This is a genomic window from Pseudomonas iridis, from assembly GCF_017980685.1.
GTDB lineage: Bacteria > Pseudomonadota > Gammaproteobacteria > Pseudomonadales > Pseudomonadaceae > Aquipseudomonas > Aquipseudomonas iridis.
Map to the genome: position 1 here is coordinate 33,906 of NZ_JACXXO010000014.1, position 23,357 is coordinate 57,262.

A 23,357-nucleotide genomic window follows, 5' to 3' on the forward strand; every position below is an offset into this window, starting at 1 on the left:
AAGCCAGCTCCCACAGGTTATTGGGTTGTACTCGGGTTTTGAGTTCCCTTCACTCCATTGCGGGAGCTGGCCTGCCAGCGATAGCGGTGGAACAGGCAGCATTGATGTTGAGCGAGCGGGCCTGATCGCTGGCAAGCCAGCTCCCACAGGTTTTGGGTCGTGCTCGGGTTTTGAGTCCCCTTCAATCCCTGTGGGAGCTGGCCTGCCAGCGATAGCGGTGGAACAGGCCGCATTGATGTTGAGCGAGCGGGCCTGATCGCTGGCAAGCCCGCTCCCACAGGTTTTTGGGTCGTGCTCGGGTTTTGAGTCCCTTCAATCCCTGTGGGAGCTGGCTTGCCAGCGATAGCGGTGGTTCAGGCGCCGTCGAGTGTGCGGCGAACCTTGTCCAGCAATTCGCTGATCTGAAACGGTTTGACCAGCATGTCCATTCCTTCTCCGAGAAACACCTGACGGTTGAGCGCGGTTTCGGCGTAGCCGGTCATGAACAGGATCGGCAATTTTTCGCGCCAGCCTCGCGCAACATCTGCCAGTTTGCGCCCGCTCATGCGCGGCAAGCCGACGTCGCTCAGCAACAGGTCGATCGATGGATCGTTCTGCAAGCGCTCCAGCGCCGTCTCGATGTCGGCGGCCTGAGTGCAGCGATAACCGGCATCTTCCAGCACTTCTGTGACGAACATCCGCACCGAGGGCATGTCCTCGACAATCAACACATGCTCGCCAGTGCCCTGCGCATTGACTACCTCTGGTGAAGCTTCAACGCCGACCGGGTTGCTGGTGGCCGGCAACATGATGGTCACTTCTGTGCCACGCCGGGCGACACTGCGAATGTGCGCATCACCGCCCGATTGCCGGGCAAAACCGTAAATCGTCGACAAGCCCAGCCCGGTGCCTTGGCCCAAAGGTTTGGTGGTGAAGAATGGGTCGAAGACCTTGTCGATCACGTGGTGCTCGATCCCGGTGCCGTCATCGCGCACCGACAACGCCACGTACGCGCCATCGGCCAGGTTCGGGTCGCCGTGGGAATACGCCGCGTAGGTGTTGACCCAGATGTTGCCTCCCTGAGGCAGTGCATCGCGGGCGTTGATCACCAGGTTGAGCATCGCGCTTTCCAGCTGGCTCGGATCGACCAGTGCAATTGCCGGTTTGCTGGTCAGCTCCAGCTTCAGGGCAATCCGTTCACCGATGGTGCGCACCAGCAGTTCTTCCAGTGACCGCATGTGCTCGTTGATATCCACGGGCCGGGTGTCCAGCGGTTGCTGACGGGCGAACGCCAGCAAGCGATGGGTGAGCGAGGCTGCGCTCGTCGCGGAGTTCAGCGCCGCTTCGGCATACAACTTGACCTTTTCCGGACGATTGTCAGCGATGCGCTTCTGGATCAGCTCAAGACTGGTGATGATGCCGGTCAGCAGGTTGTTGAAGTCGTGGGCAATGCCGCCGGTGAGCTTGCCCAGCGCATCCATTTTCTGCACTTGCAGCAACTGCGATTCGGCGCGTTCCAGTTGTGAGGTCGTGTCATCCAGGCGTGCCAGGTGCGTGCGTTCGCGATGACGGTGTTCGGTGACGTCTTCGACAAACACCAAGCTCAGCTCGGGCGTGCGGTACGGCGAAATCTGCCATTCGGTCTCGCGAATCTCGCCCTGCACGCGCATGTTCAGCGTGCCTTTCCAGCGCTCGCCATCGACCAGGCGCAGGCGCAGTTCATTGAGAATCGCGTTTTGATCGTCGGCGAAGCATTCGCTCAGGGCCTGCGGGTCGCGGTTATCCAGAATCAACTGATTGAACGCGTGGTTGCACTCATGCACCTTGAGGTTGGCGTCCAGCACCGCAATGGGCGCCGACACATTGACGAAAATCTCGCGGAACCGCGCCTCGCTTTCGCGCAGTGCATTTTCCGTGTCGCGCACCCGCAGCAGGGTGCGCAGGGTGGCGAGCAGCACGTCCGGGTCGACCGGGTGAATCAGGTAGGCATCGGCTCCGGCATTCAGACCGGTGATGATGTCGCCGGTCTGGATCGATGCCGCCGAAACGTGGATCACCGGCAGAAGGGCGGTGCGGGTATCGGCGCGCAGGATGCGCACGATGTCGAAGCCGCTCATGTCCGGCAGGTTGACGTCGAGAATCAACGCATCGATCGCTTCGCTCTCGATCAATGCCAGACCATCGGTGCCGGTGCCAGCCTCGAGGACTTCATAGTCGTGGCGTTCCAGGCGTTTGCGCAAGGCATAGCGGGTGGCGACGTTGTCATCGACGATCAACAGGCGGATGTCACGTTTCATCGACGTTCTCCAAAGCGATCGCCAACGGAATAATCACGTAAAAGGTCGAGCCGACGCCCGGTGCGCTGTCCATTCCGACCTCTCCACCCAACAGGGTCGCGAAGCGTTTACACAAGGAAAGTCCCAGGCCAGTACCGCGCAAGCGTTTCTGCAGCGGCGAGTCGACCTGGGAAAAGTCCTCGAACAATGCACCATGCAGCTCCGCCGCGATACCAATACCGGTGTCACTGACTGCAAAACGTACTTTGTCCGTGCCTTCAAGTCGCGCCGAAACCCGCACTTCGCCGCGCGTGGTGAACTTCAGCGAGTTGGAAATGAAGTTGCGCAGGATTTGCGCGAGTTTCTTGTCGTCGGTGTACAGACGCGGCAGGCCTTTGGGTTCCTCGAAGATCAGGTCCACTGCCGACGCATCGACAATGGGCCGAAACATCCCGCGCAGGGCGGAAAACAGATCGAACATGTCGAACCACGCCGGGGAAATACTGATGCGACCGGCCTCGATTTTCGCCAGATCGAGCAAGTCGTCGACCATGTCGCTGAGTTCGCGGGCGGCGGTGCTGACGAAGGCAACCTGTTTGTGTTGCTCGGGGCTCAGCGGCCCGTCCAGCTCGTCGGCGAGCAGGCTGTTGATGCTCAGGATCGAACCCAGCGGGGTGCGGAACTCATGGCTCATGTACGACAGGAAACGGCTTTTGAGGTCCGAAGCCTGACGCAATTCTTCTGCCTGAATGTCGAGCTCGGCGTACAGCGCCAGCACGCCCTGATTGGTTTCATCGAGCTCTGCGCGCAAGGCTTCGGTTTCGCTCTGCAACTGGGCGATCAGCGCAGCCTGTTCAGCATTGCTCGCAATGGGCGACTCAGCCATGGGCGGCCTCCAGGGCAACGACCAGTACCGTTACATCATCCCGACCGCGGCAGAAGTCGCGATGCAAAATGGCGGCTATCACGGCAGGATGACGGTGCACCAGGCCGGGGTAGTCTTGAAGATTCCAACGGGACTGCAAACCGTCGCTGTACATGATCAAAAGATGTCCGTTCACGTGAGCATAGTCAAAGGGCTGGGCTTTCCGGTACTGGACGCCAACGATGCCAGGGTGCGAAGCCAGTCCGCGAGATTTGTCGGCGGTAAGCAGGCTGGCGCCAATATTACCGACCCCGGTGAAACTCAGGTTGGCGCGATCGGCGTGAAACTGTGCGAACGCCACCGCGCCGCCGCGAGTGCCGATCATGTCCCGGTGCAGGTCTTCCATCAGCATCGTTGCCGCACTGAATGGCGCCCGGGCAAACGCTTGCTCGCCGGCCCGTCCGGCAATTTCGGCGTCTTCACCATGGCCGAGGCCGTCAACGATCAGCGCGCTGATGTCTGCGCCGTGATACGCCAGATGCCAGACATCGCCGCAGGCCGGATCGTCATGCAGCGAGTGCTGACTGACGCCGTAAAGCAGGTCCGGCTGACGGTTGTTGCGCGGGTACAAACGCGCGAGCAACACGGCTCCGCGGTGGTCGGCATACACGTCAAACACATCGGCCTGGCGTGACACCGCGCCAAGGCCGATGCCTTGGGTGCCGCCGGTAGAAAAGCCGTCAGTGAGGCATGCCTCCAGGTCAAAACCCTTGGCACGATCCACCGCCAGCAGTTCGATCCCCGCATCGCCCTGACGTGGCAGCACGCGCAAGTGCAGCTCGCCACGGCCGGCATGTTTGAGCAGATTGCTCGCCAGTTCGGTGACCACCAATGCCACGCGTCCGGCATCGCTTTCAGTGAAACCGTGCTGTTCGGCAAGCCGTTGAGCCGTGCGCCTTGCGTAGCCGATCTGGCTGGTGTCTTCGATCAGTAAGACTTGGGTCAGTGACCCGTTAATGTTCATGTCCATCGCGTAATCGTTATGCGGGTGCCCTTGCCGGGCTCCGTGTCCAGTTCGAACTCCTGGACCAGCCGTTTCGCACCGGTCAGACCCAGGCCCATGCCGCTGCCGGAAGTCCAGCCGTCGGTCATTGCCAGTTTGATGTCGGCAATGCCCGGCCCCTCGTCGCGAAAGGTCAGGCGCAGACCGACCTTGTGATCCTCATCGAGGATCTGCCAGTCCATGTCACCGCCACCCCCGTAAACCATGGTGTTGCGCGCCAGTTCGCTGACAGCCGTGACCATTTTGGTCAGGTCGATCAGGCGCATGCCGCACTCGGTGGCCAGTTTGCGTGCGGTCTGGCGGGCCAGGACCACATCCTGCTCAATGTGAATGGGTTGAGTACCGCTACTGCGCACGGTCATTGCTGACTTACTCGTTCCCGCAGCACTTTCATCCCACGCTCGACATTGAGCGCCGTGCTGACACCGGGCAGAGTCAGGCCGAGTTCGACCAAGGTAATCGCCACCGCCGGCTGCATACCGACCAGCATGGTTTCGGCGTCCATGATTTTCGACAGGCCGGAGATCGTGCTGATCATCCGGCCGATGAACGAGTCGACCATGTCTAGTGCCGAGATGTCGATCAACACGCCACGCGCCGAGGTTTTGCTGATGCGTTCGGACAGATCGTCCTGCAGGGTCAAGGCGAGTTGGTCATGCATGTCGACCTGAATGGTCACCAGCAGGAACTCGCCCATCTGAAGAATCGGAATTCTTTCCATGGCGTCAGACCGCTTTGCTGAGGGTGATGCCCAGGCGTGTCAGGGCCAGTTTCAACGCATCGGCCAGATTGGCCTTGGTGACCACGCCTTGCAGGTCGAGCCCCAGGTGCACGATGGTCTGCGCGATCTGCGGACGCACGCCACTGATGATGCAATCTGCGCCCATCAGGCGGATCGCGGTAACGGTTTTCAGCAGGTGCTGGGCAACCAGGGTATCGACGGTAGGCACGCCGGTAATGTCGATGATGGCGATTTCCGAACCGGTATCGACGATGCGTTGCAGCAACGATTCCATCACGACCTGTGTGCGCTGCGAATCGAGGGTGCCGATCATTGGCAGCGCCAGCACGCCGTCCCAAAGCTTGACCACGGGAGTGGACAGTTCCAGCAGTTCTTCCTGCTGACGCTTGATCACCGCTTCGCGGGATTTCTGGAAGGTCCGGATGGTGTGCAGACCAAAGGCATCGAGCAATTCGGAAATTTCCCAGAGCTGCTCGGCGAGCAGCGCCGGTTGTTCTTTGTAGTGCGCTTGCAGCAGCGTGAATAACGGGCCTTTCAGGGCGAAGATGAAACTCGCGGTTTGTTGCGAGTCCTGGCCGAGCAGGGCGCGGCTATGGGAGAGCTTTTCAAGGAACAGGCGGGTCGCTTCCCAACCCTGCGCAGTGACGTTGGCGCCGTTGCCGTTATCAAGCCCCGTGATCACCAGTTGCAGGAATTCGCTGGTTTGCTGCTGCAGGTCGTGTTCTTTCAAGTTGCGCGTGGCGCCGTTCGCTTCGAGGCCATTGATCCATTCGCCCAGCAGTTGTGACTGCTTGTTTTTAATCGCATCGAGTGTGCTGTTCTGCAGTGCTGCCATGTGCCTGTTGCTCCGTAACGAATGAGGGGCCGATTTCATCAAATTGATCGGCGCGAAGTCAGTGACCGTTGCCGTTTCAAATAGTTGTGCAGTCTAACGAGGATATTTGTGATTTACCTCAATAAAGGCCCGAGTAACTCTAGTCGGCATGGCTGCAAGGCGCGATGTTTTGAACGTTGGCGCGATGGCGGCTTCGAAACTGCAAGGCCCGACTGGTTTCAGTCGCGCTGGCGATGACTAAAGAGGTGCTTATGAACGAGCAATCGACACAGCAGAACAATCAATCCGGGGAACCGATCGATCGCAATGACCCGGCGATTGACCCGCAAGTGCCGGGGCAATCGGCGCCGACGCAGCCTGCGCAGCAACAGGGCGATACAGACCAGGCGCAAAGTGCTGACCCGGCAGTGGATCAGAAGAACCAGCACACCGATAACGACAACGAGTTCAGTCCGGGATTCGAACCGGATCCAGATCGTCCGAAGGCGGGCGAGGAGACGGACGCAGATATTGATACTGACGGGGGTTAATCAAGGCTGAAACGAGGAGGCCGCATCCATTGGATGCGGCCTCTTTTTGACTGCCCGATACTTATTTGCTTGGGTATTTGGCTTGCAGCTCTTTCGCCGCTGTCAGATGTTTTTCCAGGCCCGGCAGCATTTTCTGAGCGAAGGCTTTCAGCTCGGTCGCGCCTTCGGTCTTGTCATCCGTGACGGTATTGGCTTGCTTCTTGAACAACTCGATGGTCTCTTCGTGGGCCTTGACCTGATTGTTGGCGTAGGCCGCATCGAAGGATTCATCGCGCATGTCGAGGATTTTCTCTTTGGCCTGTTTGACCAGAGTAGTGGTATCCGGCACTTCGATATCGTGAGCCTTGGCAATCGTCGCCAGCTCGTCATTGGCCTTGCTGTGATCGGTGATCATCATTTCGGCAAACTTCTTGATGTCGGCCGATTGGCTTTTTTCCAGCGCCAGGCGACTGGTTTCGATTTCGGCGATGCCACCGGCAGCAGCATTGTCGACGAAGTCATTGTCGGTAGCAGCGAAAGCGCTGCCCATGCCGGCACTCAGGGCAACGGCCAGAGCAATGTGACGCAGGTTGAATCCGTCCATTTGGTAGATCTCCACGCAGGTTTTTGTGAGCGTTATGCAATGGAGCGAGTGCGCCGACGAAAGGTTTTATCGCGTTTGCGACAGGGCGACGAACGGCCACCGCTGGTCTGACAGGGAGTCGACAGAACGCCCCGACCGAGGCCATTCTGATGGCTGGCCAGCGCAATCGGTCGCGCTGGACACCGATCAACTCACGGAGGTGTTACATGCCGGTTCCCCATGACCTGTTTCAGGACTTGAGCTGCACGAAGGAAGAGATCCAGCAAAAACGCACCCAGGATCCGCGACTGGATTCATTGATCAACAAGTATTCTCAGGTTGATGCCGACGTGGTCAAGGCAGAGACAGCCACCTCGGACGCCCCCAGCGACGACGCATTGAAAAAACTCAAAGAGAAACGTCTGAAGGTCAAGGACGAGATCGTCAGTCACTTGCAGACGCCGTCCTGATCTTCTAGCTGTCCGCCGACCTACGGTTGCAAATGAACGGGAACGACAGCCCCTGCCGGCACCTCGAATGTACAGAGTCCGAATTCATCGACTTCTTGCGAGGTGCCTCATGAGCGATCCCAAATTCCCGAGTGAAGAGCAGGGCGCATTCGACCCGGTGCCGACGCATCCCGAGCCGAACAGTCCGGCCCATACCACGGCCAATCCGGATGAGCCTGTCGAGGATCTTCCTGAAGACGAAAACCCCGACAAGTTCGACAAGTCTTCCAACTGACAGACCGCTATCGCTGGCAAGCCAGCTCCCACAGGGGCTCATGTAGTTCACAGATTATGTGCACGATCCAATACCTGTGGGAGCTGGCTTGCCAGCGATGGCGTCAGTCAACTCACCACAAAACCGACAGACTCACTTCAGCGCATCCGCCAACGGCATCCGCGCCATATGCATCGCCTTCAACGACCCGAAATACAACCAGTCCCCATACTCCCTCACCGTGGTAATCGGCGAATAATTGCCCTCGCTCGCGTCCTGCAGATTGGTAATCACCTTGCCCTGCAAATCCAGCCCCAATACAAACCCGCGCTTCTCCACCGGTGTGGGCAACACGCTCAACGCCCGCACAATCATCTTGCGCACGAATGGATGCCCGGCCGTGCCATCGAGCAAGGCATTACGCGGTGCGTACAAAGCGACCCAGAAACGGTCGTGGCCATTGAATGACAGGTTGTCCGGCAGCCCTGGCAAGTTGTCGGTAAACAGGTCATGGGTGCCCGCCTGAGGGCCTTTCAGCCAGAAGCGACTGATGCGGTAGGCGCCGGTTTCATTAACCAGCACATAAGCATCATCCGGGCCGAGGGTCACGCCGTTGGCGAACTGCAGTTTATCGAGCAGGATGCTGGTCTTGCCGGTCTGAAAGTCATAGCGCAGCAAGCGTCCGTCACCGCCGTGTTCAATGATCGCCTCGCCGTCATGGCCGTAGCCCCAGCGGCTGGAGGCGTCGCTGAAGTAGGCGTAGTGCCCGGACTTGTCGATCGCCACATCATCGGTGAAACCGAAGGGCACGCCATTGGCCTCTTTGGTCAAGGCCGTCACCTGGCCCTGTGCATCGAGAGACAGCAAACCCTTGACCCCGTCGGCGATCACCAGTAGCCCGTTGGGATGGCGCGCAAGCCCCAGTGGCCGGCCACCGGTATCGGCCAGCACTTTGCGTTCCTTGCCATCAAGACTGCTGCGGATCAGCCGACCGTCATGCAGACCGGTGATCAGGAATTCCCCTTCCAGCAGCAGCGCTTCCGGCCCTTCGATGTCACTGGGGCCGACCTGCACCGCACCTTTGAGGCGCTGGTTATCGGCGTAGATCCCTTCGCTCAACGAGGGCGCCGCCTGCGGTGTCCAGGCGACCGGCTCGACCTTGGTGGGCATCAGCAGCAGAAACGCGATGACGACGACAATCAGCAATATCAAAACCTGCCGCCACCTCATGCGCTGGCCCTCGCTGAAGCCAGATACTGCGTAGCCATGTCACGCAGTGCGAGCATGGATTCGGCGGACTCACGGTCGATCCGGCGCTTGAGCAGCAATCGATTGGCGATACGCATGCCCAAGCCGTCGAAACGATAATCCAGCGTACGCACAAACCGCGTGCCGTCACCTTCGGCGTAGCACTCGTAAGTCAACGCCAGCGACAACCCGTGATCACCTTGGGCCCGCGCGCACCAGCGTCGCCCGGGCAGGTATTCGGTGACTGCCCAGCTCAAGTGACCTGCGCGGCCGCCGGCATGAATGTCTTCTTCAAAGCATGCGCCTGCATGCAGCGGCCCGGATGGCCCGTCGATCTTCAGCGATGACGGATGCCACTCGGGCCAGCGGCCGACACTGGCCGCGTAGGCGAGTACGGCAATCGGGTCGCCAGCGATATCGATCTGGTGCTGCATGCGGGTCATGGGCATTCTTGAATAGCTCAAAGGGGCGGCTTGCGGCTCCCAGTAAAGGGTGCCGAACAGGTAGTCCATCAGCGGTAGAACAATGTTGAAATTACGCTCTTGCATGCGCTCGCGACGGTGATGCAGCTCATGCAAATGGCGCATGTGACGGATCCACGGCAGGCGCGTCAGCGGGTTGTGCGGCGGCAAGTGTTCGGCAGCATGAAACACCTCGTAGGTCAGATAACCCAGCACCATGCTGCCAGCGAACAGCCCGGCGACGTTGGCGTTGAACTGCGCGAACAGCCACCACAGCGGCAGGGTAATCACCAGCGTATGGATCACGATCAGCCACGCCGGAAACAGAATCACCCGCCAGTCGCGAGCGCTGTCGTAGGTCATGTGGCCGGGCGTGAAGAAGCTGTGATGGTCGCCCGCATGCCGGGCGTAGAACATTTTGGCGAAGGTTTTTTTGTGGTGGCCGAGATGGCGATGGACCATGTACACGCCAAAGTTGAAAAACAGCAGGGTCAGCGGCACGCTCAGCCATTCCAGCCAGCTCGCCTGGTGCACGCTGCTCCAGAACGCGCCGATGGCCAGCACCCCGAACAGCAACACGAAGGCGCCGTGCAGCCACGGGTTGTAGAGCGGATGAATGGCCGCACGATAGCGGCTGCGGAATGCCTCGGTGGTCTGCCTCACTGCGTTCACCTGCGGGTATTTTGTTGTACCCGGCAGATTAGCCGATCCGGCCATCAATGCAGGCCGGACCTTGAGGCCACATGCGCCATGATCCGGTGTAAAGCGCCCACTCGGGCTTCTCGATCAGCTCAGCGGGTTCCAGCGTTGTGACCAATCGTCATCGGTGCGGATCACTTCACGCAGCAGATTGAAGGCTTGCTGCAATGTCGCCGAGTCGCGATCACGCGAATACACCAGATAGGTTGGATAGCCGAATTCCGGGGCTTTGGTCACCGTTTCCAGTGCGCCGCTTTCCAGATAGGTGCGCACCACACGGGTGCGGAAGTAGCCGCTGCCACCGTTTTCCAGGATGTATTGCAGGGCGAGTGGGCCCAGGTTGAAACTCAGCGCGGCTTTGGCTTTTTCCGGCAGGGCGGCGTCGTGCTGGCGGCGGAAGTCCGGGCCCCAGTCGATATAAACGTAGGGATCCGGGCGATCAGGCGCGCGCACCAGAATCAGTTTTTCCTCCAGTACCTGCTCGACCTGCAACCCCGGCCAGTATTCCGGTTGATAGACCAGCGCCGCGTCGAGCACGCCGAGTTCGAGTTGGCGCAGCAGGTTTTCACCGTCGCGGATTTCCATGCGCAGGGCATGCCCGGGGATTTTCTCGCGCAACTCGGCCGCCCAACTGAGCATCAGCGGGTTGCACAGGCTGACTTCGCCGCCGATGTGCAGCACGTTGTGATAACCCTCAGGCAGCGGCAGGTCGCGCCGCGCCGCTTCCCAGGTCTGCACCAGTTGATTGGCATAGACCACGAAGGCCTCGCCATTGGGCGTCAATTTCGCTCCGGCGCGATTGCGCACAAACAGCGTACTGCCCAACTGGCTTTCGAGTTTCTGCACCCGGGCGGTGATCGCCGTTTGCGTGACGAACAGCTTCTGCGCCGCTGCCGCGAGACTGCCGTGACGGACGATTTCCAGAAAGGTGCGAGCGAGGTCGATGTCCATGGGCGGGCCGGTGTTTGAGGTGGGGGGCATTGTAAGTGCAGGGCCGATACCACGTCATCGTTCATCGCGGCCGTACGCAAGATCTGTGCTCGACACAAAACCCTGTAGGAGCTGTCGAGTGAAACGAGGCTGCGATCTTTTGATCTTGTCTTTGGAAAAACAGGTCAAAAGATCGCAGCGTGCCGCAGCTCCTACACGGAGATCGCGCAGGGTTGCAGTGTCGGTGATGGACGAGCCCAATCTTCAATCAGTCGCGCCGGCGTGCCACAGGCCTTGCGCTTGTAGACGAAATGGCGGCACTTCTCGGCAAAGCCATTGCGGTTGTAGAGCATGTCTTTCTGCATTTCCTGCAGTTCGGCCTCGCGGCATTGTCGGATCAGCACCTGATCCGCTCGCAACTTGCGTTCACGCACTGGCGCGTAGGTTGGGTCGGTCAAGACGCTGTTGGCCCGTTGCAGCAGCCACAACGAAAACTCATCCGGGCAGCGCGGACCAATCTCCTGGACCATACCCCATTGCAGCGCCTGGCTTGTACTCACCGGCAGACAGGCCTGGGTCAGTTGCTCGGCCATCGTCGGGCCGACGGCGCGGGGCAGGCTGTAAGTCCAGTATTCCGACCCATACAGGCCCATGCTTTTGTAATGCGGATTGAACACGATATCGGCGCGGGCAAACACGATATCAGCGGCCAGTGCGAGCATTACTCCCCCGGCGCCGGCGCTACCTGTCACGCCGCTGACTACCAGTTGCCGCGCGGTCAGCAGCTCTTCGCAGACATCATCGATCGCCTGAATATTCGCCCAGGCTTCAGCACCCGGATCCTGTGCCGCCTGAATCACATTCAAATGCACGCCGTTGGAAAAACTCCCGCGCCCACCCTTGATCAACAACACTTGGGTGTCGCGAGACTTGGCCCAACGCAATGCCTCGACCATGCGTCGGCACTGCTCGGTGCTCATGGCGCCGTTGTAGAACTCGAAGGTCAGTTCACCGACCTGCCCGGATTCGCGGTAACGAATCGGCTGATACGCCTCGTCGCTGAATGGCTGGTTGGCGATCGACCAGTCCAGCGTCGGCACAGCGGCCAATTGTCCGGCGAGAATATGCCGAGCCGGTTGCTTGAACGTTTCTTCGCCGGGCTGCGGTTTGCGCCGCAGCGAGCCGATCCACACGCTCTGATCGCCGGCCGCGACCAACACAGCATCGTCGTGCACCGCGAGAATTTCACCGGGCATGCCGCTGCGTGAATCAAGGTGTGCGTCGTACACGTAGTACTGCCCGCCGGCCAGGCTCGCCAGAACGCCGGGCTGACCGTCGGCGGCATCGATGCAGCGTTTGATGAAGTGTGCGCAGTCATGCCAACTGAAGCTGCGGTCGACTTGCTTCATGTTCGGCTGCAAGCGGCCGCGCACCTTGGGGTCGGCGTAATCCAGCGCCACAGGAACGAATCCGTCACTGAACTTCTCGACCACTTCGCGAATGCAACAGATCGCCGCATCGCTGACCCGACCGTTGTAAAGCTCGGATTTGCGCAGGCCTGCCGGCAGGTTGAACTCGCAGGTGGCCCATACCGGCCCGGCGTCCATTTCTTCGACCGCTTGCAGCGCGGTCACGCCCCAGCACGACAGCTCGTTGGTGATCGCCCAGTCCAGTGCACTCGCACCGCGATCGCCGACGATGCCGGGATGGATGATCACGACCGGCCGCGCGGTATTGCTCCATAGCGCTTGCGGCACGCGGTCCTTGAGAAACGGACAGATCACCAGATCGGCGCCGCTGTGTTCGATCTGTTCGCACACCGTCGCCTCGTCGGTAAACACTACAACGCTGGGCGAATGCCCTGCCTGGCGCAGTTCCAGCCACGCGCGTTGGGTCAGGCCGTTGAACGCCGATGACAGCAAGATAATGTGGAGTGGCCGCATGAAAATTCTTCCTTGAATGGGATCAGCCGCAGGCTCCCGGTGAGCCTTCCTTGGCCTTCGATGGAGCGGGAAGAGTAATCAGTGGCAAGGTGTGCATCAGTGATCGAGGTCAACGTTGTGTCAGCCAATAGTTGTGCGGCCGGACGAGGTGACGAATTGCCCCCACACTTATGTTCAACAAAAAACCGGTAGGAGCTGCGGCACGCTGAATTGTTGGCGCCAAACGCAAAAATCCCGCCACAGGGGCGGGATTTTTTTGTCACTGAACAGCGGTATTACGAAGGGAACAGCTCGGACAGTTTCATCGCCAGCATCATGTCGCCTTCAGCGCGCAGTTTGCCGCCCATGAACGCTTGCATGCCGTCGGTCGAACCGTCAACGATGCCTTGCAGGGTTTCGCCGTCCATGACCAGAGTGACCTGGGCGTCCGGGTTCTCGCCTTCTTGCAGCTCGCAAGTGCTGTCTTTGACGATCAGCGAGAAGTTCTTGGTGTCGTCGATGCGGAAACCGAAGACCAGGTCCAGGCCGGCAGCAGCGGCTGGGTTGAACTTGGCTTTCATTGCTTGTACGGCATCAGCTACGGAGGTCATGGTTCGATCCTTTCTTGGGTAATGGGAGCTGGGTGATTACAGCAAGGGTCACAGTAATCCGGACTCAGCGGAAAGTGATGAGTTCCGGGGCCTTCAACAGTTGCAGATGGGCATGACTGTTGAAGGAAGCCAGGGCCACCTCGCGGCCGCGAAACTTCAGCTGGTTGAGCGAGGTGTTGACGATTTGCCAATTCAGTTCAAAAGCCTGTTTGGCAGGCATTTGTGTAATGAGGTGGAGCAGGGCGGTGATCGTGCCGCCAGAGGTGAACACCGCGATTTTCTGGTTTTGTTCGGCCTGTTCAATAATTCGATGCAGCCCGGCCTGAACCCGTTCAACGAAACCCAGCCAGCTCTCCAGCCCCGGTGTGTCATAGGTGCCGGCCAGCCAGCGCTCGATGATCAGGGCAAAAATGCGCTGGAACTCGCCGCGGTTTTGCGCGGCGTTGCGCAAGATGTCGAGGGCTTCAGGCTCGTCTGGCAACATCGCCGGGAGCAGGGCACGGATCACCGCGTCAGCATCGAATTCGTTAAACGCGGAATCGGTTTCCAGCGTCGGCACCGACAGGCCTTTGGCAGTGAATTGCTCCAGCGCACTGGTGGCCGTGTGTTGTTGGCGGCGCAGATCACCTGCCAGGCAGCGATCGAAGCGGATCCCCAGTTCTGCGAGGTGCTGACCGAGGATTTCTGCCTGACGCACACCAGTCGGCGACAGGACGTCATAGTCGTCTGCACCAAAGGAGGCCTGGCCATGTCGAATCAAATAGATGCTGCCCACGTCCGCGTCGTCCCGGTACGTTGAAGGTTTGGCGAGATTATGAGGATGCCGGGGAGCTGTCAATGAAAAAACATACGCTTGTTTGAAATGCCCGTTACAGGCGTGTTGCCAGAGGTTTCACGACTGGCCGACGAGTCGGCGCATGGGTATGCTGGTGCCATTACGCGTGGAAATCACATCCACGCTTTGTTTTGAGGAGTCTCTGTGGAGTTTTTCACCGAATACGCCAGTTTCCTGGCCAAAACCGTCACCCTGGTGATCGCCATTCTGGTGGTGCTTGCCAGCTTTGCCGCGTTGCGCAGCAAGGGTCGGCGCAAGTCGGCGGGGCAGTTGCAGGTCAGCAAGCTCAATGATTTCTACAAAGGCCTGCGTGAGCGCCTGGAGCAGACCCTGCTCGACAAGGATCAGCTCAAGGCCTTGCGCAAGGGCGAGGCCAAGTCCGAAAAGAGCGAGAAGAAGCAGAAGAAAAAACCCGAGGCCAAACCACGGGTGTTCGTGCTGGATTTCGACGGCGACATCAAAGCCTCGGCCACCGAGAGCCTGCGTCATGAAATCACTGCGCTGCTGACCCTCGCTACGCCGAAGGACGAAGTTGTACTGCGTCTGGAAAGCGGCGGTGGCATGGTCCACAGCTACGGTCTGGCGTCTTCGCAACTGGCGCGTATCCGCGAAGCCGGTGTGCCCTTGACCGTGTGCATCGACAAAGTCGCGGCCAGCGGCGGCTACATGATGGCGTGCATCGGCGAGAAGATCATCAGTGCGCCGTTCGCCATTCTCGGCTCGATCGGTGTGGTTGCGCAGTTGCCCAACGTCAACCGCCTGCTGAAGAAGCACGACATCGACTTCGAAGTGCTGACCGCCGGTGAGTACAAACGCACCCTGACCGTGTTTGGTGAGAACACCGAGAAAGGCCGCGAGAAGTTTCAGGAAGACCTGGATATCACCCATCAACTGTTCAAGAACTTCGTTGCCCGCTACCGTCCGCAACTGGCCATCGATGACGTGGCGACTGGCGAAGTCTGGCTCGGCGTCGCGGCGCTGGAAAAGCAACTGGTCGACGAACTCAAGACCAGCGATGAATACCTCTCGCAGAAGGCCAGGCAGGCTGAGGTTTACCACCTGCATTACGCCGAACGCAAAAGTTTGCAGGAGCGCATCGGCATGGCAGCCAGCGGTTCGGTAGATCGCGTACTGCTGAACTGGTGGAGCCGTCTGACCCAGCAGCGCTTCTGGTAAGTCAGTCAGGCATAAAAAAACGCCGCTCAATGACCGGCGTTTTTTTGTCCGCAGCTTTTGTGGCGAAGACTTAGCGGCGGCGGAACAGCGGCAGCGGTTCGTCAGTGGCGGCCTGATAGGTCACCGAGAAATCCTTGAGACCTTCCAGCGCTTCGTGCGGATCTTTATCTGCACGCACAGCAAAGGCGTCGAAACCGCAGCGGCGCATGTAAAACAGCTGATCGCGCAGCACATCGCCAATCGCTCGCAGCTCGCCTTTGAAGCCATAGCGATCACGCAACAGGCGGGCGTTGGAGTAGTTGCGCCCGTCAGTAAATGCCGGGAAGTTCAGCGCGATCACCTGGAACTTATCAACGTCCTCACCGATTTCCTCTGCTTCCTCGTCCGCGTCGAGCCACACGCCCAGACCGCCGTCGCGAGCCATGAGCATGCGGCTGTGTTCACGCCACAGTTGCAGCGGAACGATCAGATCGTCGCAGTTGCTGATCTCGTCGATGTTGAAATCCTTGGGCAGCAAGTGCCAGGTTTCGTCGACGACTTCGTTGTTCTTAATGATTCGCTGCATAGACGCGTTCCTTGAAGAGGTCGATGCCAATACGCTGATAGGTGTCGATGAAGCGCTCGTCTTCGGTACGTTGTTCCACGTACACGTCAATCAGCTTCGAGATCACGTCAGGCATGACTTCCTGTGCGAAGGACGGGCCGAGAATCTTGCCCAGACTCGCATCACGGCTGGCGCTGCCGCCGAGGGAGACCTGATAGAACTCCTCACCTTTCTTGTCCACCCCGAGGATACCGATGTGGCCGACGTGGTGGTGACCGCAGGCGTTCATGCAACCGGAGATGTTCAGGTCCAGTTCACCGATGTCGAACAGGTAGTCCAGGTCATCGAAACGGCGCTGGATCGATTCGGCAATCGGGATTGACTTGGCGTTGGCCAGCGAGCAGAAATCACCGCCAGGGCAGCAGATGATGTCGGTCAGCAGGCCGATGTTCGGCGTGGCGAAACCACCTTCACGCAATTCGCCCCACAGGGCGAACAGTTGGCTTTGCTCGACATCGGCAAGAATGATGTTTTGCTCGTGGGAGGTGCGCAGTTGACCGAAGCTGTAGCGGTCGGCCAGATCGGCGACGGCGTCAAGCTGCTTGTCGGTGATGTCGCCCGGCGCTACGCCAGTCGGTTTCAGCGACAGGGTCACGGCCACATAACCCGGCTTCTTGTGCGCCAGGGTATTGCGGGTGCGCCAGCGGGCGAAGCCTGGGTGTTCTTTGTCCAGATCGGCCAATTGCGCGGTCTGGTTTTCCAGCGCTTTGTAGTCCGGATCGACGAAGTGCCTGGCGACGCGCTGCAGTTCGGCTTCGGTCAACGTGGTCTGACCACCGCGCAGGTGTTCCATTTCCGCATCGACTTTCTGCGCGAACACTTCAGGGGTGAGCGCCTTGACGAGGATCTTGATCCGCGCCTTGTATTTGTTGTCGCGACGACCATAGCGGTTGTAGACCCGCAGGATGGCGTCGAGGTAGCTCAACAGATCCTGCCACGGCAGGAACTCGTTGATGAACGCGCCCACCACTGGCGTACGACCGAGGCCACCGCCAACCAGGACGCGGAAACCGAGTTCGCCAGCTTCGTTGTGCACCGGCTCAAGACCGATGTCGTGTACTTCGATGGCCGCACGGTCAGCGGTCGAACCGTTGACGGCGATCTTGAATTTGCGCGGCAGGTAGGCGAATTCCGGATGGAAGGTCGTCCACTGACGAACGATCTCGCACCATGGGCGCGGGTCGATCAGCTCGTCGGCAGCGACACCGGCGAACTGGTCGGTGGTGACGTTGCGCAGGCAGTTGCCGCTGGTCTGGATCGCGTGCATCTGCACGGTGGCCAGTTCGGCGAGGATGTCCGGGATGTCTTCCACCGCCGGCCAGTTGAACTGGACGTTCTGCCGGGTACTGATGTGGGCGTAGCCCTTGTCGTAGTCACGGGCAATCTTGGCCATCATGCGCATCTGACGCGAAGTCAGTTGGCCGTAAGGCACCGCCACGCGCAGCATCGGCGCGAAGCGCTGAATGTAGAGGCCATTTTGCAGGCGTAGCGGGCGGAATTCTTCTTCGCTCAGCTCACCTGCCAGATAGCGTCGGGTCTGATCACGGAACTGCTTGACGCGGTCCTCGATGATCCGCTGATCGTACTCGTCGTATACGTACATATAAGTCCTGTTCTCAGGCTTTGGGCTACTCGGAAAACGCTGCGTTTTCGCTTGCTGGAGTCCGATGTTGCCTCTGCAATTCTGCGCGCACGGCCGCGCGCTCCCTAAGGGAGCCGGGGCAATATACCCGTTTGCAGTTATGCGCAAAAGTGATGTTTGAGTATATGTAAAGAACCAAATCGCCTAACGATAACAGTTATTAACTAATCCACATTTGTCGTGCGGACAATCATCGTCTTAACTGTGGTCGAGTCTTTCTGCAATCACCGATAAAACCGATAAGAGGCGATGCAATGAGCAACCCGACCAAGGCAAGAAAAAACGATAGCAGCGTGGATGCGTGGGCCATTTTGTTCCTGATCATTCTCGTCGTAGGAACAGCGGTGTTCTGGGTCAGCCATCAGTAAACGACCCGTCCGGGCCCGCTTCCGACGATTGTCGGACAAAAAGCGGGATCAGACGTCAATAGCCGGTGGTTGAATGGCTATAATGCGCGGCCATTTTTCCTCGGGCCCGGATGCTTCATGTTCAAGTTTCTCTACGTCAGCCTTGCCCTGTTCGGCGCATTCTTCGCCAATGCTGTGCGAGCCGAGTCCGTGCTGTTTCTGAATCCCGGTTACACCGACGAAACGTTCTGGGTCAGTTACTCGCAATTCATGCAGGCAGCCGCCCGGGATCTGGGCGTCGATCTGCAAATCCTCTATTCCCGGCGTCAGCCTGAATTGACTCTGGCTCAGGCACCTCTTGCATTGCTGGGCCCCGATCGTCCTGATTACCTGATGTTCGTCAACGAGCAATACGTGGCACCGCAGATCCTGCGCCTGGCGCAGAACAGTGGCGTGAAGCTGTTCATGGTCAATGCGGCGCTGACCCCTGATCAGCAGGCGCTGGTGGGCAAGCGCAGCGACCGGATTGGCAGTCTGGTGCCCAACGATGAGGAGGGCGGCTACCTGATGATGAAGGAGTTGATCCGGTTGCACCCGCCCGTGCGCAAGGGTGAGCAGATTGAAGTGCTGGCTTTCTCCGGTCTGAAAATCACTCCGTCGGCGCAATTGCGTGAGAAGGGCATGCAGCGCGCACTGGCCGAGCATCCGCAAGTGCGATTGCGTCAACTGGTCTACAGCGGCTGGACGCAGCAGCGCGCCTATGAACAGGCCAAACAGTTGTTCGCCCGGTATCCGCAGGTGTCACTGGTGTGGTCGGCCAACGATGAAATGGCATTCGGCGCGATGCGTGCCTACGCCGAGAGCGGCAAGGTTGCGGGCAAGGATGCGTTGTTCAGTGCGGTCAACACGTCTCGCAGTGCATTGCAGGCGTTGGTTGACGGGCGCCTGAGCGCGTTGGTCGGCGGGCACTTTACCCTTGGCGGCTGGGCGCTGGTCGAATTGCATGACTATGAGCAAGGCGTTGATCTGGAGCAGTACGGCGGCCGCGACCGCCAGTTGCCATTACTGCAACTGATCAACAAAACCCAGGCTCGGCAATTACTCGCCATGGGCGACTCGCCGGGCTACAACGTGAATTTTCGCAAGCTCTCAGCCAAGGGACGGCCGATTTCCTACCGCTACCCGTTTACGCTGCAGACCCTGATGCGCTGAAGCCCGTCAAACCCCGGCGAAATGCAGCACCAGTTTGACGATGGCAAACAGCGTCAAAGCGAATACCGCCGTGAACAGAATGCCCAACAGCACGAAATGGCTGGGCTTGCCATGTGTGAAGTCCCTTGCCCGGTTTTTGCCACTCTGCACCCCGAACGCCGCCGCCATCACGCTGTGCAGCATCTGCCAGAAGCTCGGCGGTTTGTTGTCGACTGGATCGTCCATAAATCCCTCGTCTGCGGTGTGTGTCAGACAAGCATAGCCAACCCACTGAAGAACACCGCAAAACCCCTGAAGAGGTCAGTTCAATCACAATCCCTGTGGGAGCTGGCAAGCCAGCTCCCACACGGTAATGCGCTGAAACTGGATCAGTTATCGTAACCCAGATTCGGCGCCAGCCAGCGCTCGGTCACGCTGAGCTCCTGAGCTTTACGCGAGGTGTAGCTCTGCACCTGATCCTTGTCGATCTTGCCGACGGCAAAGTACTGCGCCTGCGGGTGAGCGAAGTACCAGCCGCTGACCGCCGCAGCCGGGAACATGGCGTAGTGTTCGGTGAGAAAAACACCGCTGCGACCGGCACGCATTTCTTCTGCTTCAGGGTCGAGCAACGCAAACAACGCGGCTTTCTCGGTGTGATCCGGGCAGGCCGGGTAGCCCGGAGCAGGGCGGATACCCGAATACTGCTCTTTGATCAGTGCGTCGTTGTCGAGCACTTCGTCCTTGGCATAACCCCAGTGTTCTTTGCGCACCTGCTGGTGCAACCATTCTGCGCAAGCCTCGGCCAAACGGTCGGCGAGGGCCTTGACCATGATCGAGTTGTAATCGTCGCCAGCATCCTGATAAGCCTTGGCCACTTCTTCGGCACCGATGCCGGCAGTGGTGATGAAGCCACCGACGTAGTCAGTGACTTCGCTGTCTTTCGGCGCGACGAAGTCGGCCAGCGAGAAGTTCGGCTTGCCGTCGGTCTTGATGATCTGCTGGCGCAAGTGGTGCAGTTTGGCCAATGGCTTGCCGTCATCGCCGTACAGTTCGATGTCGTCGTCATGCACCTGATTGGCCGGCCAGAAGCCGAACACCGCACGGGCGCTGATCAGTTTCTCGTCGATCAGCTTGGCGAGCATCTCCTGCGCGTCCTTGTAAAGCGCAGTGGCGGCTTCACCGACGACTTCGTCTTTGAGGATGCGCGGGAATTTGCCGGCCAGGTCCCAGGAGATGAAGAACGGCGTCCAGTCGATGTACTCGGCCAGCACCTTGAGGTCGATGTTGTCCAGAACGCGAGCACCGGTAAAGGTCGGTTTGACGGGGGCGTAGGTGCTCCAGTCAAATTGCGGCTTCTTGGCGATGGCGGCGGCATAGCTCAAACGCTCGGTACGGGCGCTGCGGTTGGCCGTGCGCTCACGCACTTCAACGTATTCGGCACGGGTTCTTTCGACGAAACCGGCCTTCAGCTCTTTGGACAGCAACTGCGTCGCCACGCCGACGGCGCGGGAGGCGTCGGTCACGTAGACCACCGCGTCGTTGCTGTATTTGGGTTCGATCTTCACCGCCGTGTGGGCTTTGGAGGTGGTTGCGCCACCAATCATCAGCGGCAAGTGGAAGTCCTGACGCTGCATCTCACGTGCCACATGGACCATTTCATCCAGCGACGGCGTAATCAGACCGGACAGGCCGATGATGTCGCACTTCTGTTCTTTGGCAACCTGGAGGATTTTCTCCGCCGGCACCATCACGCCGAGGTCGACGATGTCATAACCGTTGCAACCGAGTACCACGCCAACGATGTTCTTGCCGATGTCGTGCACATCGCCTTTGACCGTGGCCATGAGGATCTTGCCCTTGGCTTCCGGCTTGTCGCCTTTTTCCAGTTCGATGAACGGGATCAGGTGGGCCACGGCCTGTTTCATCACGCGGGCGGATTTCACCACCTGCGGCAGGAACATTTTGCCGGCACCGAACAGGTCGCCAACGATGTTCATGCCGGACATCAGTGGGCCTTCGATCACCTCGATCGGACGGGCGAACGACAGGCGCGACTCTTCGGTGTCTTCAACAATGTGCGTGGTGATGCCTTTGACCAGCGCGTGTTCCAGACGCTTGTTGACCGGCCAGCCGCGCCATTCTTCGGTCTCGGCTTCCTTGACGCTGCCGTCGCCCTTGTACTTGTCGGCGATGGCGAGGAGGGCATCGGTGCCGTTCGGTGTGCGGTTGAGCACCACGTCTTCGACAGCATCGCGCAGCTCGACAGGGATCTGGTCGTAAATTTCCAGCTGACCGGCGTTGACGATGCCCATTGTCAGGCCGTTGCGGATTGCGTACAGCAGGAACACCGAGTGAATCGCCTCACGCACCGGGTTGTTGCCACGGAACGAGAACGACACGTTGGACACGCCGCCGGAGGTCAGCGCATACGGCAGTTCGTCGCGGATGTAGGCGCAGGCATTGATGAAGTCGACAGCGTAGTTGTTGTGTTCTTCGATGCCGGTGGCCACGGCGAAGATGTTCGGGTCGAAGATGATGTCTTCCGGCGGGAAGCCGACTTCGTTGACCAGAATGTCGTAAGAGCGTTTGCAGATTTCTTTTTTGCGCGCTTCGGTGTCGGCCTGACCGGCTTCATCAAACGCCATCACCACTACCGCCGCGCCGTAACGCTTGCACAGTTTGGCGTGGTGGATGAACTGCTCGACGCCTTCTTTCATGCTGATCGAGTTGACGATGCCCTTGCCTTGAATGCACTTCAGGCCGGCTTCGATCACTTCCCATTTCGAGGAGTCGATCATGATCGGTACGCGGGAGATGTCCGGTTCACCGGCGATCAGATTGAGGAAGGTGACCATCGCCTTCTTCGAATCGAGCATCCCTTCGTCCATGTTGATGTCGATCACCTGGGCGCCGGCTTCGACCTGTTGCAGGGCGACTTCGAGCGCTTCGGTGTAGTTGTCTTCACGAATCAGACGGGCGAACTTGGCCGAACCGGTGATGTTGGTGCGCTCGCCAACGTTGACGAACAGCGAACTGCGATCAATGGTGAACGGCTCAAGACCGGACAGGCGGCAAGCCTTGGGGATGTCCGGAATCTGGCGCGGTGCGTAACCGGCCACGGCTTTGGCGATGGCTTCAATGTGGCCGGGCGTGGTGCCGCAGCAGCCGCCGACGATGTTAAGGAAGCCGCTCTGGGCGAACTCTTCGATGACTTTGGCGGTTTCGATCGGCAGTTCGTCGTACTCGCCGAACTCGTTCGGCAGGCCGGCGTTCGGGTGCGCGGAAACGTGGGTGCTGGCCTTGTTCGACAGCTCTTCCAGATATGGACGCAATTCACTGGCGCCGAGTGCGCAGTTCAGGCCGACCGAAATCGGCTTGGCGTGGGCCACGGAGTTCCAGAACGCTTCGGTGGTCTGGCCCGACAAGGTGCGGCCGGACGCATCGGTGATGGTGCCGGAGATCATGATCGGCAGTTCGATGTGCAGTTCTTCAAACACGCCTTGCACGGCGAAGATCGCCGCTTTGGCATTGAGGGTGTCGAAGATGGTTTCGATCAGGATCAGATCGGCGCCGCCCTCGATCAGGCCTTTGGTGGCTTCGGTGTAGTTCTCCACCAGCTCATCGAAGGTGACGTTGCGGTAGCCAGGGTTGTTGACATCAGGCGAGAGCGAGCAGGTTCGACTCGTAGGACCGAGCACGCCGGCGACAAAGCGTGGTTTGTCGGGGTTTTCTGCGGTCTTGGCATCGGCAACCTTGCGCGCCAGGCGTGCGCCTTCTACGTTTAGCTCGTAGGCCAGTTCTTCCATGCCGTAGTCGGCCATGGAAATGCGTGTGGCGTTGAAGGTGTTGGTTTCCAGAATGTCGGCGCCAGCATCCAGATAGGCTTTTTCGATGCCGCCGATCACGTCAGGACGGGTGAGTACCAAGAGGTCGTTGTTGCCCTTGACGTCACTCGGCCAGTCCGCGAAGCGTTTGCCGCGATAATCCTGCTCTTCGAGCTTGTAGCTCTGGATCATCGTGCCCATGCCGCCGTCGAGTATCAGAATGCGCTCTTTGAGAGCTTGCTTGAGGGCTTGAAGGCGGACGCTGCGATCGGACATTTGGACTACTCGGAAA

At 59.3% G+C, this 23,357-nt stretch carries 22 protein-coding genes; 5 read left to right on the forward strand and 17 right to left on the reverse strand.

Going from position 1 to position 23,357, the window contains the following annotated elements; translation table 11 throughout:
• Positions 1–353: 353 nt before the first annotated feature.
• From IEQ42_RS20440 to IEQ42_RS20465, 6 genes are read right to left on the reverse strand one after another with little or no spacing between them, the layout of a single operon-like run.
• A complete protein-coding gene (locus tag IEQ42_RS20440; RefSeq protein WP_210704933.1) occupies positions 354–2,276 on the reverse strand; it encodes a response regulator in 1,923 nt (640 codons plus the stop codon).
• Positions 2,266–3,141 carry a sensor histidine kinase gene (locus IEQ42_RS20445; protein ID WP_210704934.1) on the reverse strand — a complete coding sequence of 292 codons (876 nt, stop codon included), beginning with the start codon at positions 3,139–3,141 and terminating at the stop codon, positions 2,266–2,268. Before IEQ42_RS20445 ends, IEQ42_RS20440 begins: the two co-directional genes overlap by 11 nt.
• Complete coding sequence (locus tag IEQ42_RS20450) at positions 3,134–4,144, reverse strand: ATP-binding protein (RefSeq protein WP_210705027.1); 1,011 nt, start codon at positions 4,142–4,144, stop codon at positions 3,134–3,136. Before IEQ42_RS20450 ends, IEQ42_RS20445 begins: the two co-directional genes overlap by 8 nt.
• A complete protein-coding gene (locus IEQ42_RS20455; RefSeq protein ID WP_042559428.1) occupies positions 4,141–4,545 on the reverse strand; it encodes an anti-sigma regulatory factor in 405 nt (134 codons plus the stop codon). The genes IEQ42_RS20450 and IEQ42_RS20455 overlap by 4 nt, the downstream gene beginning before the upstream one ends.
• Positions 4,542–4,904 carry an STAS domain-containing protein gene (locus IEQ42_RS20460; RefSeq protein WP_150592079.1) on the reverse strand — a complete coding sequence of 121 codons (363 nt, stop codon included), beginning with the start codon at positions 4,902–4,904 and terminating at the stop codon, positions 4,542–4,544. Before IEQ42_RS20460 ends, IEQ42_RS20455 begins: the two co-directional genes overlap by 4 nt.
• A gap of 4 nt (positions 4,905–4,908) precedes the next feature.
• Positions 4,909–5,760: an STAS domain-containing protein gene (locus IEQ42_RS20465; RefSeq protein ID WP_150592078.1), complete on the reverse strand. Its 852-nt coding sequence runs from the start codon at positions 5,758–5,760 to the stop codon at positions 4,909–4,911.
• Between the two features lie 251 nt (positions 5,761–6,011).
• Here IEQ42_RS20465 and IEQ42_RS20470 point away from each other — a divergent pair, with 251 nt between their 5' ends.
• Positions 6,012–6,290 (forward strand): hypothetical protein, encoded by a 279-nt coding sequence (locus tag IEQ42_RS20470; RefSeq protein WP_210704935.1) that lies wholly within the window; start codon positions 6,012–6,014, stop codon positions 6,288–6,290.
• A gap of 61 nt (positions 6,291–6,351) precedes the next feature.
• Here IEQ42_RS20470 and IEQ42_RS20475 read toward each other — a convergent pair whose 3' ends face one another.
• Positions 6,352–6,873 (reverse strand): DUF4142 domain-containing protein, encoded by a 522-nt coding sequence (locus tag IEQ42_RS20475; protein WP_210704937.1) that lies wholly within the window; start codon positions 6,871–6,873, stop codon positions 6,352–6,354.
• A gap of 206 nt (positions 6,874–7,079) precedes the next feature.
• On the opposite strand from IEQ42_RS20475, the gene IEQ42_RS20480 reads away from it, so the two are divergent.
• Complete coding sequence (locus tag IEQ42_RS20480; protein WP_210704938.1) at positions 7,080–7,322, forward strand: DUF465 domain-containing protein; 243 nt, start codon at positions 7,080–7,082, stop codon at positions 7,320–7,322.
• Positions 7,323–7,431: 109 nt separating this feature from the next.
• On the forward strand, positions 7,432–7,596 hold the full coding sequence (locus tag IEQ42_RS20485; protein ID WP_196304160.1) for a hypothetical protein: 165 nt from the start codon (positions 7,432–7,434) through the stop codon (positions 7,594–7,596).
• A 132-nt stretch (positions 7,597–7,728) separates the two neighbouring features.
• Here the strand turns inward: IEQ42_RS20485 and IEQ42_RS20490 are convergent, their stop codons facing one another.
• The 6 genes from IEQ42_RS20490 to IEQ42_RS20515 all read right to left on the reverse strand — a co-directional run bounded on the left by IEQ42_RS20490 (position 7,729) and on the right by IEQ42_RS20515 (position 14,221).
• Entirely contained in the window at positions 7,729–8,805 is a 1,077-nt protein-coding gene (locus tag IEQ42_RS20490) for an SMP-30/gluconolactonase/LRE family protein (RefSeq protein ID WP_210704939.1), read from the reverse strand.
• Positions 8,802–9,947, reverse strand: a complete 1,146-nt coding sequence (locus tag IEQ42_RS20495) for a sterol desaturase/SRPBCC family protein (RefSeq protein WP_210704940.1) — start codon at positions 9,945–9,947, stop codon at positions 8,802–8,804. Before IEQ42_RS20495 ends, IEQ42_RS20490 begins: the two co-directional genes overlap by 4 nt.
• A gap of 123 nt (positions 9,948–10,070) precedes the next feature.
• The gene (locus IEQ42_RS20500; protein WP_042559420.1) at positions 10,071–10,934 is read right to left on the reverse strand and encodes a LysR family transcriptional regulator; all 864 of its coding nucleotides are present in this window, start codon (positions 10,932–10,934) and stop codon (positions 10,071–10,073) included.
• Positions 10,935–11,125: 191 nt separating this feature from the next.
• Positions 11,126–12,856, reverse strand: coding sequence for a hydrogenase maturation protein (locus tag IEQ42_RS20505; protein ID WP_210704941.1), 1,731 nt, complete (start codon positions 12,854–12,856; stop codon positions 11,126–11,128).
• A gap of 275 nt (positions 12,857–13,131) precedes the next feature.
• A complete protein-coding gene (locus tag IEQ42_RS20510) occupies positions 13,132–13,446 on the reverse strand; it encodes an SCP2 sterol-binding domain-containing protein (protein WP_007946492.1) in 315 nt (104 codons plus the stop codon).
• 64 nt (positions 13,447–13,510) lie between these two features.
• Positions 13,511–14,221: a histidine phosphatase family protein gene (locus tag IEQ42_RS20515; RefSeq protein ID WP_042559419.1), complete on the reverse strand. Its 711-nt coding sequence runs from the start codon at positions 14,219–14,221 to the stop codon at positions 13,511–13,513.
• A 204-nt stretch (positions 14,222–14,425) separates the two neighbouring features.
• Between IEQ42_RS20515 and sohB the strand changes: the two genes are divergently transcribed.
• The gene (gene sohB, locus IEQ42_RS20520) at positions 14,426–15,457 is read left to right on the forward strand and encodes a protease SohB (RefSeq protein WP_210704942.1); all 1,032 of its coding nucleotides are present in this window, start codon (positions 14,426–14,428) and stop codon (positions 15,455–15,457) included.
• Between the two features lie 70 nt (positions 15,458–15,527).
• Here the strand turns inward: sohB and IEQ42_RS20525 are convergent, their stop codons facing one another.
• A complete protein-coding gene (locus IEQ42_RS20525; RefSeq protein ID WP_042559417.1) occupies positions 15,528–16,022 on the reverse strand; it encodes a DUF934 domain-containing protein in 495 nt (164 codons plus the stop codon).
• The gene (locus tag IEQ42_RS20530) at positions 16,006–17,664 is read right to left on the reverse strand and encodes a nitrite/sulfite reductase (RefSeq protein ID WP_200615342.1); all 1,659 of its coding nucleotides are present in this window, start codon (positions 17,662–17,664) and stop codon (positions 16,006–16,008) included. Before IEQ42_RS20530 ends, IEQ42_RS20525 begins: the two co-directional genes overlap by 17 nt.
• 524 nt (positions 17,665–18,188) lie before the next feature.
• On the opposite strand from IEQ42_RS20530, the gene IEQ42_RS20535 reads away from it, so the two are divergent.
• On the forward strand, positions 18,189–19,262 hold the full coding sequence (locus tag IEQ42_RS20535) for an ABC transporter substrate-binding protein (protein WP_210704943.1): 1,074 nt from the start codon (positions 18,189–18,191) through the stop codon (positions 19,260–19,262).
• Between the two features lie 6 nt (positions 19,263–19,268).
• Here the strand turns inward: IEQ42_RS20535 and IEQ42_RS20540 are convergent, their stop codons facing one another.
• Both IEQ42_RS20540 and metH read right to left on the reverse strand, forming a co-directional pair.
• The gene (locus IEQ42_RS20540) at positions 19,269–19,487 is read right to left on the reverse strand and encodes a DUF2970 domain-containing protein (protein ID WP_042559414.1); all 219 of its coding nucleotides are present in this window, start codon (positions 19,485–19,487) and stop codon (positions 19,269–19,271) included.
• A gap of 143 nt (positions 19,488–19,630) precedes the next feature.
• Positions 19,631–23,341, reverse strand: coding sequence for a methionine synthase (gene metH, locus IEQ42_RS20545; protein ID WP_210704944.1), 3,711 nt, complete (start codon positions 23,339–23,341; stop codon positions 19,631–19,633).
• Between the last annotated feature and the right edge of the window lie 16 nt (positions 23,342–23,357).

What these genes read in the sequence shown, in the direction of transcription:
- IEQ42_RS20540 (WP_042559414.1), bottom strand. Translation starts at nt 19,487, where the DNA reads ATGGACGATCCAGTCGACAACAAACCGCCGAGCTTCTGGCAGATGCTG.
- IEQ42_RS20465 (WP_150592078.1), bottom strand. Translation starts at nt 5,760, where the DNA reads ATGGCAGCACTGCAGAACAGCACACTCGATGCGATTAAAAACAAGCAG.
- IEQ42_RS20530 (WP_200615342.1), bottom strand. Translation starts at nt 17,664, where the DNA reads ATGTACGTATACGACGAGTACGATCAGCGGATCATCGAGGACCGCGTC.
- IEQ42_RS20455 (WP_042559428.1), bottom strand. Translation starts at nt 4,545, where the DNA reads ATGACCGTGCGCAGTAGCGGTACTCAACCCATTCACATTGAGCAGGAT.
- metH (WP_210704944.1), bottom strand. Translation starts at nt 23,341, where the DNA reads ATGTCCGATCGCAGCGTCCGCCTTCAAGCCCTCAAGCAAGCTCTCAAA.
- IEQ42_RS20485 (WP_196304160.1), top strand. Translation starts at nt 7,432, where the DNA reads ATGAGCGATCCCAAATTCCCGAGTGAAGAGCAGGGCGCATTCGACCCG.
- IEQ42_RS20445 (WP_210704934.1), bottom strand. Translation starts at nt 3,141, where the DNA reads ATGGCTGAGTCGCCCATTGCGAGCAATGCTGAACAGGCTGCGCTGATC.
- IEQ42_RS20470 (WP_210704935.1), top strand. Translation starts at nt 6,012, where the DNA reads ATGAACGAGCAATCGACACAGCAGAACAATCAATCCGGGGAACCGATC.
- IEQ42_RS20480 (WP_210704938.1), top strand. Translation starts at nt 7,080, where the DNA reads ATGCCGGTTCCCCATGACCTGTTTCAGGACTTGAGCTGCACGAAGGAA.
- IEQ42_RS20510 (WP_007946492.1), bottom strand. Translation starts at nt 13,446, where the DNA reads ATGACCTCCGTAGCTGATGCCGTACAAGCAATGAAAGCCAAGTTCAAC.
- IEQ42_RS20440 (WP_210704933.1), bottom strand. Translation starts at nt 2,276, where the DNA reads ATGAAACGTGACATCCGCCTGTTGATCGTCGATGACAACGTCGCCACC.
- IEQ42_RS20505 (WP_210704941.1), bottom strand. Translation starts at nt 12,856, where the DNA reads ATGCGGCCACTCCACATTATCTTGCTGTCATCGGCGTTCAACGGCCTG.
- IEQ42_RS20450 (WP_210705027.1), bottom strand. Translation starts at nt 4,144, where the DNA reads ATGAACATTAACGGGTCACTGACCCAAGTCTTACTGATCGAAGACACC.
- IEQ42_RS20460 (WP_150592079.1), bottom strand. Translation starts at nt 4,904, where the DNA reads ATGGAAAGAATTCCGATTCTTCAGATGGGCGAGTTCCTGCTGGTGACC.
- IEQ42_RS20500 (WP_042559420.1), bottom strand. Translation starts at nt 10,934, where the DNA reads ATGGACATCGACCTCGCTCGCACCTTTCTGGAAATCGTCCGTCACGGC.
- IEQ42_RS20490 (WP_210704939.1), bottom strand. Translation starts at nt 8,805, where the DNA reads ATGAGGTGGCGGCAGGTTTTGATATTGCTGATTGTCGTCGTCATCGCG.
- IEQ42_RS20535 (WP_210704943.1), top strand. Translation starts at nt 18,189, where the DNA reads ATGTTCAAGTTTCTCTACGTCAGCCTTGCCCTGTTCGGCGCATTCTTC.
- IEQ42_RS20525 (WP_042559417.1), bottom strand. Translation starts at nt 16,022, where the DNA reads ATGCAGCGAATCATTAAGAACAACGAAGTCGTCGACGAAACCTGGCAC.
- IEQ42_RS20475 (WP_210704937.1), bottom strand. Translation starts at nt 6,873, where the DNA reads ATGGACGGATTCAACCTGCGTCACATTGCTCTGGCCGTTGCCCTGAGT.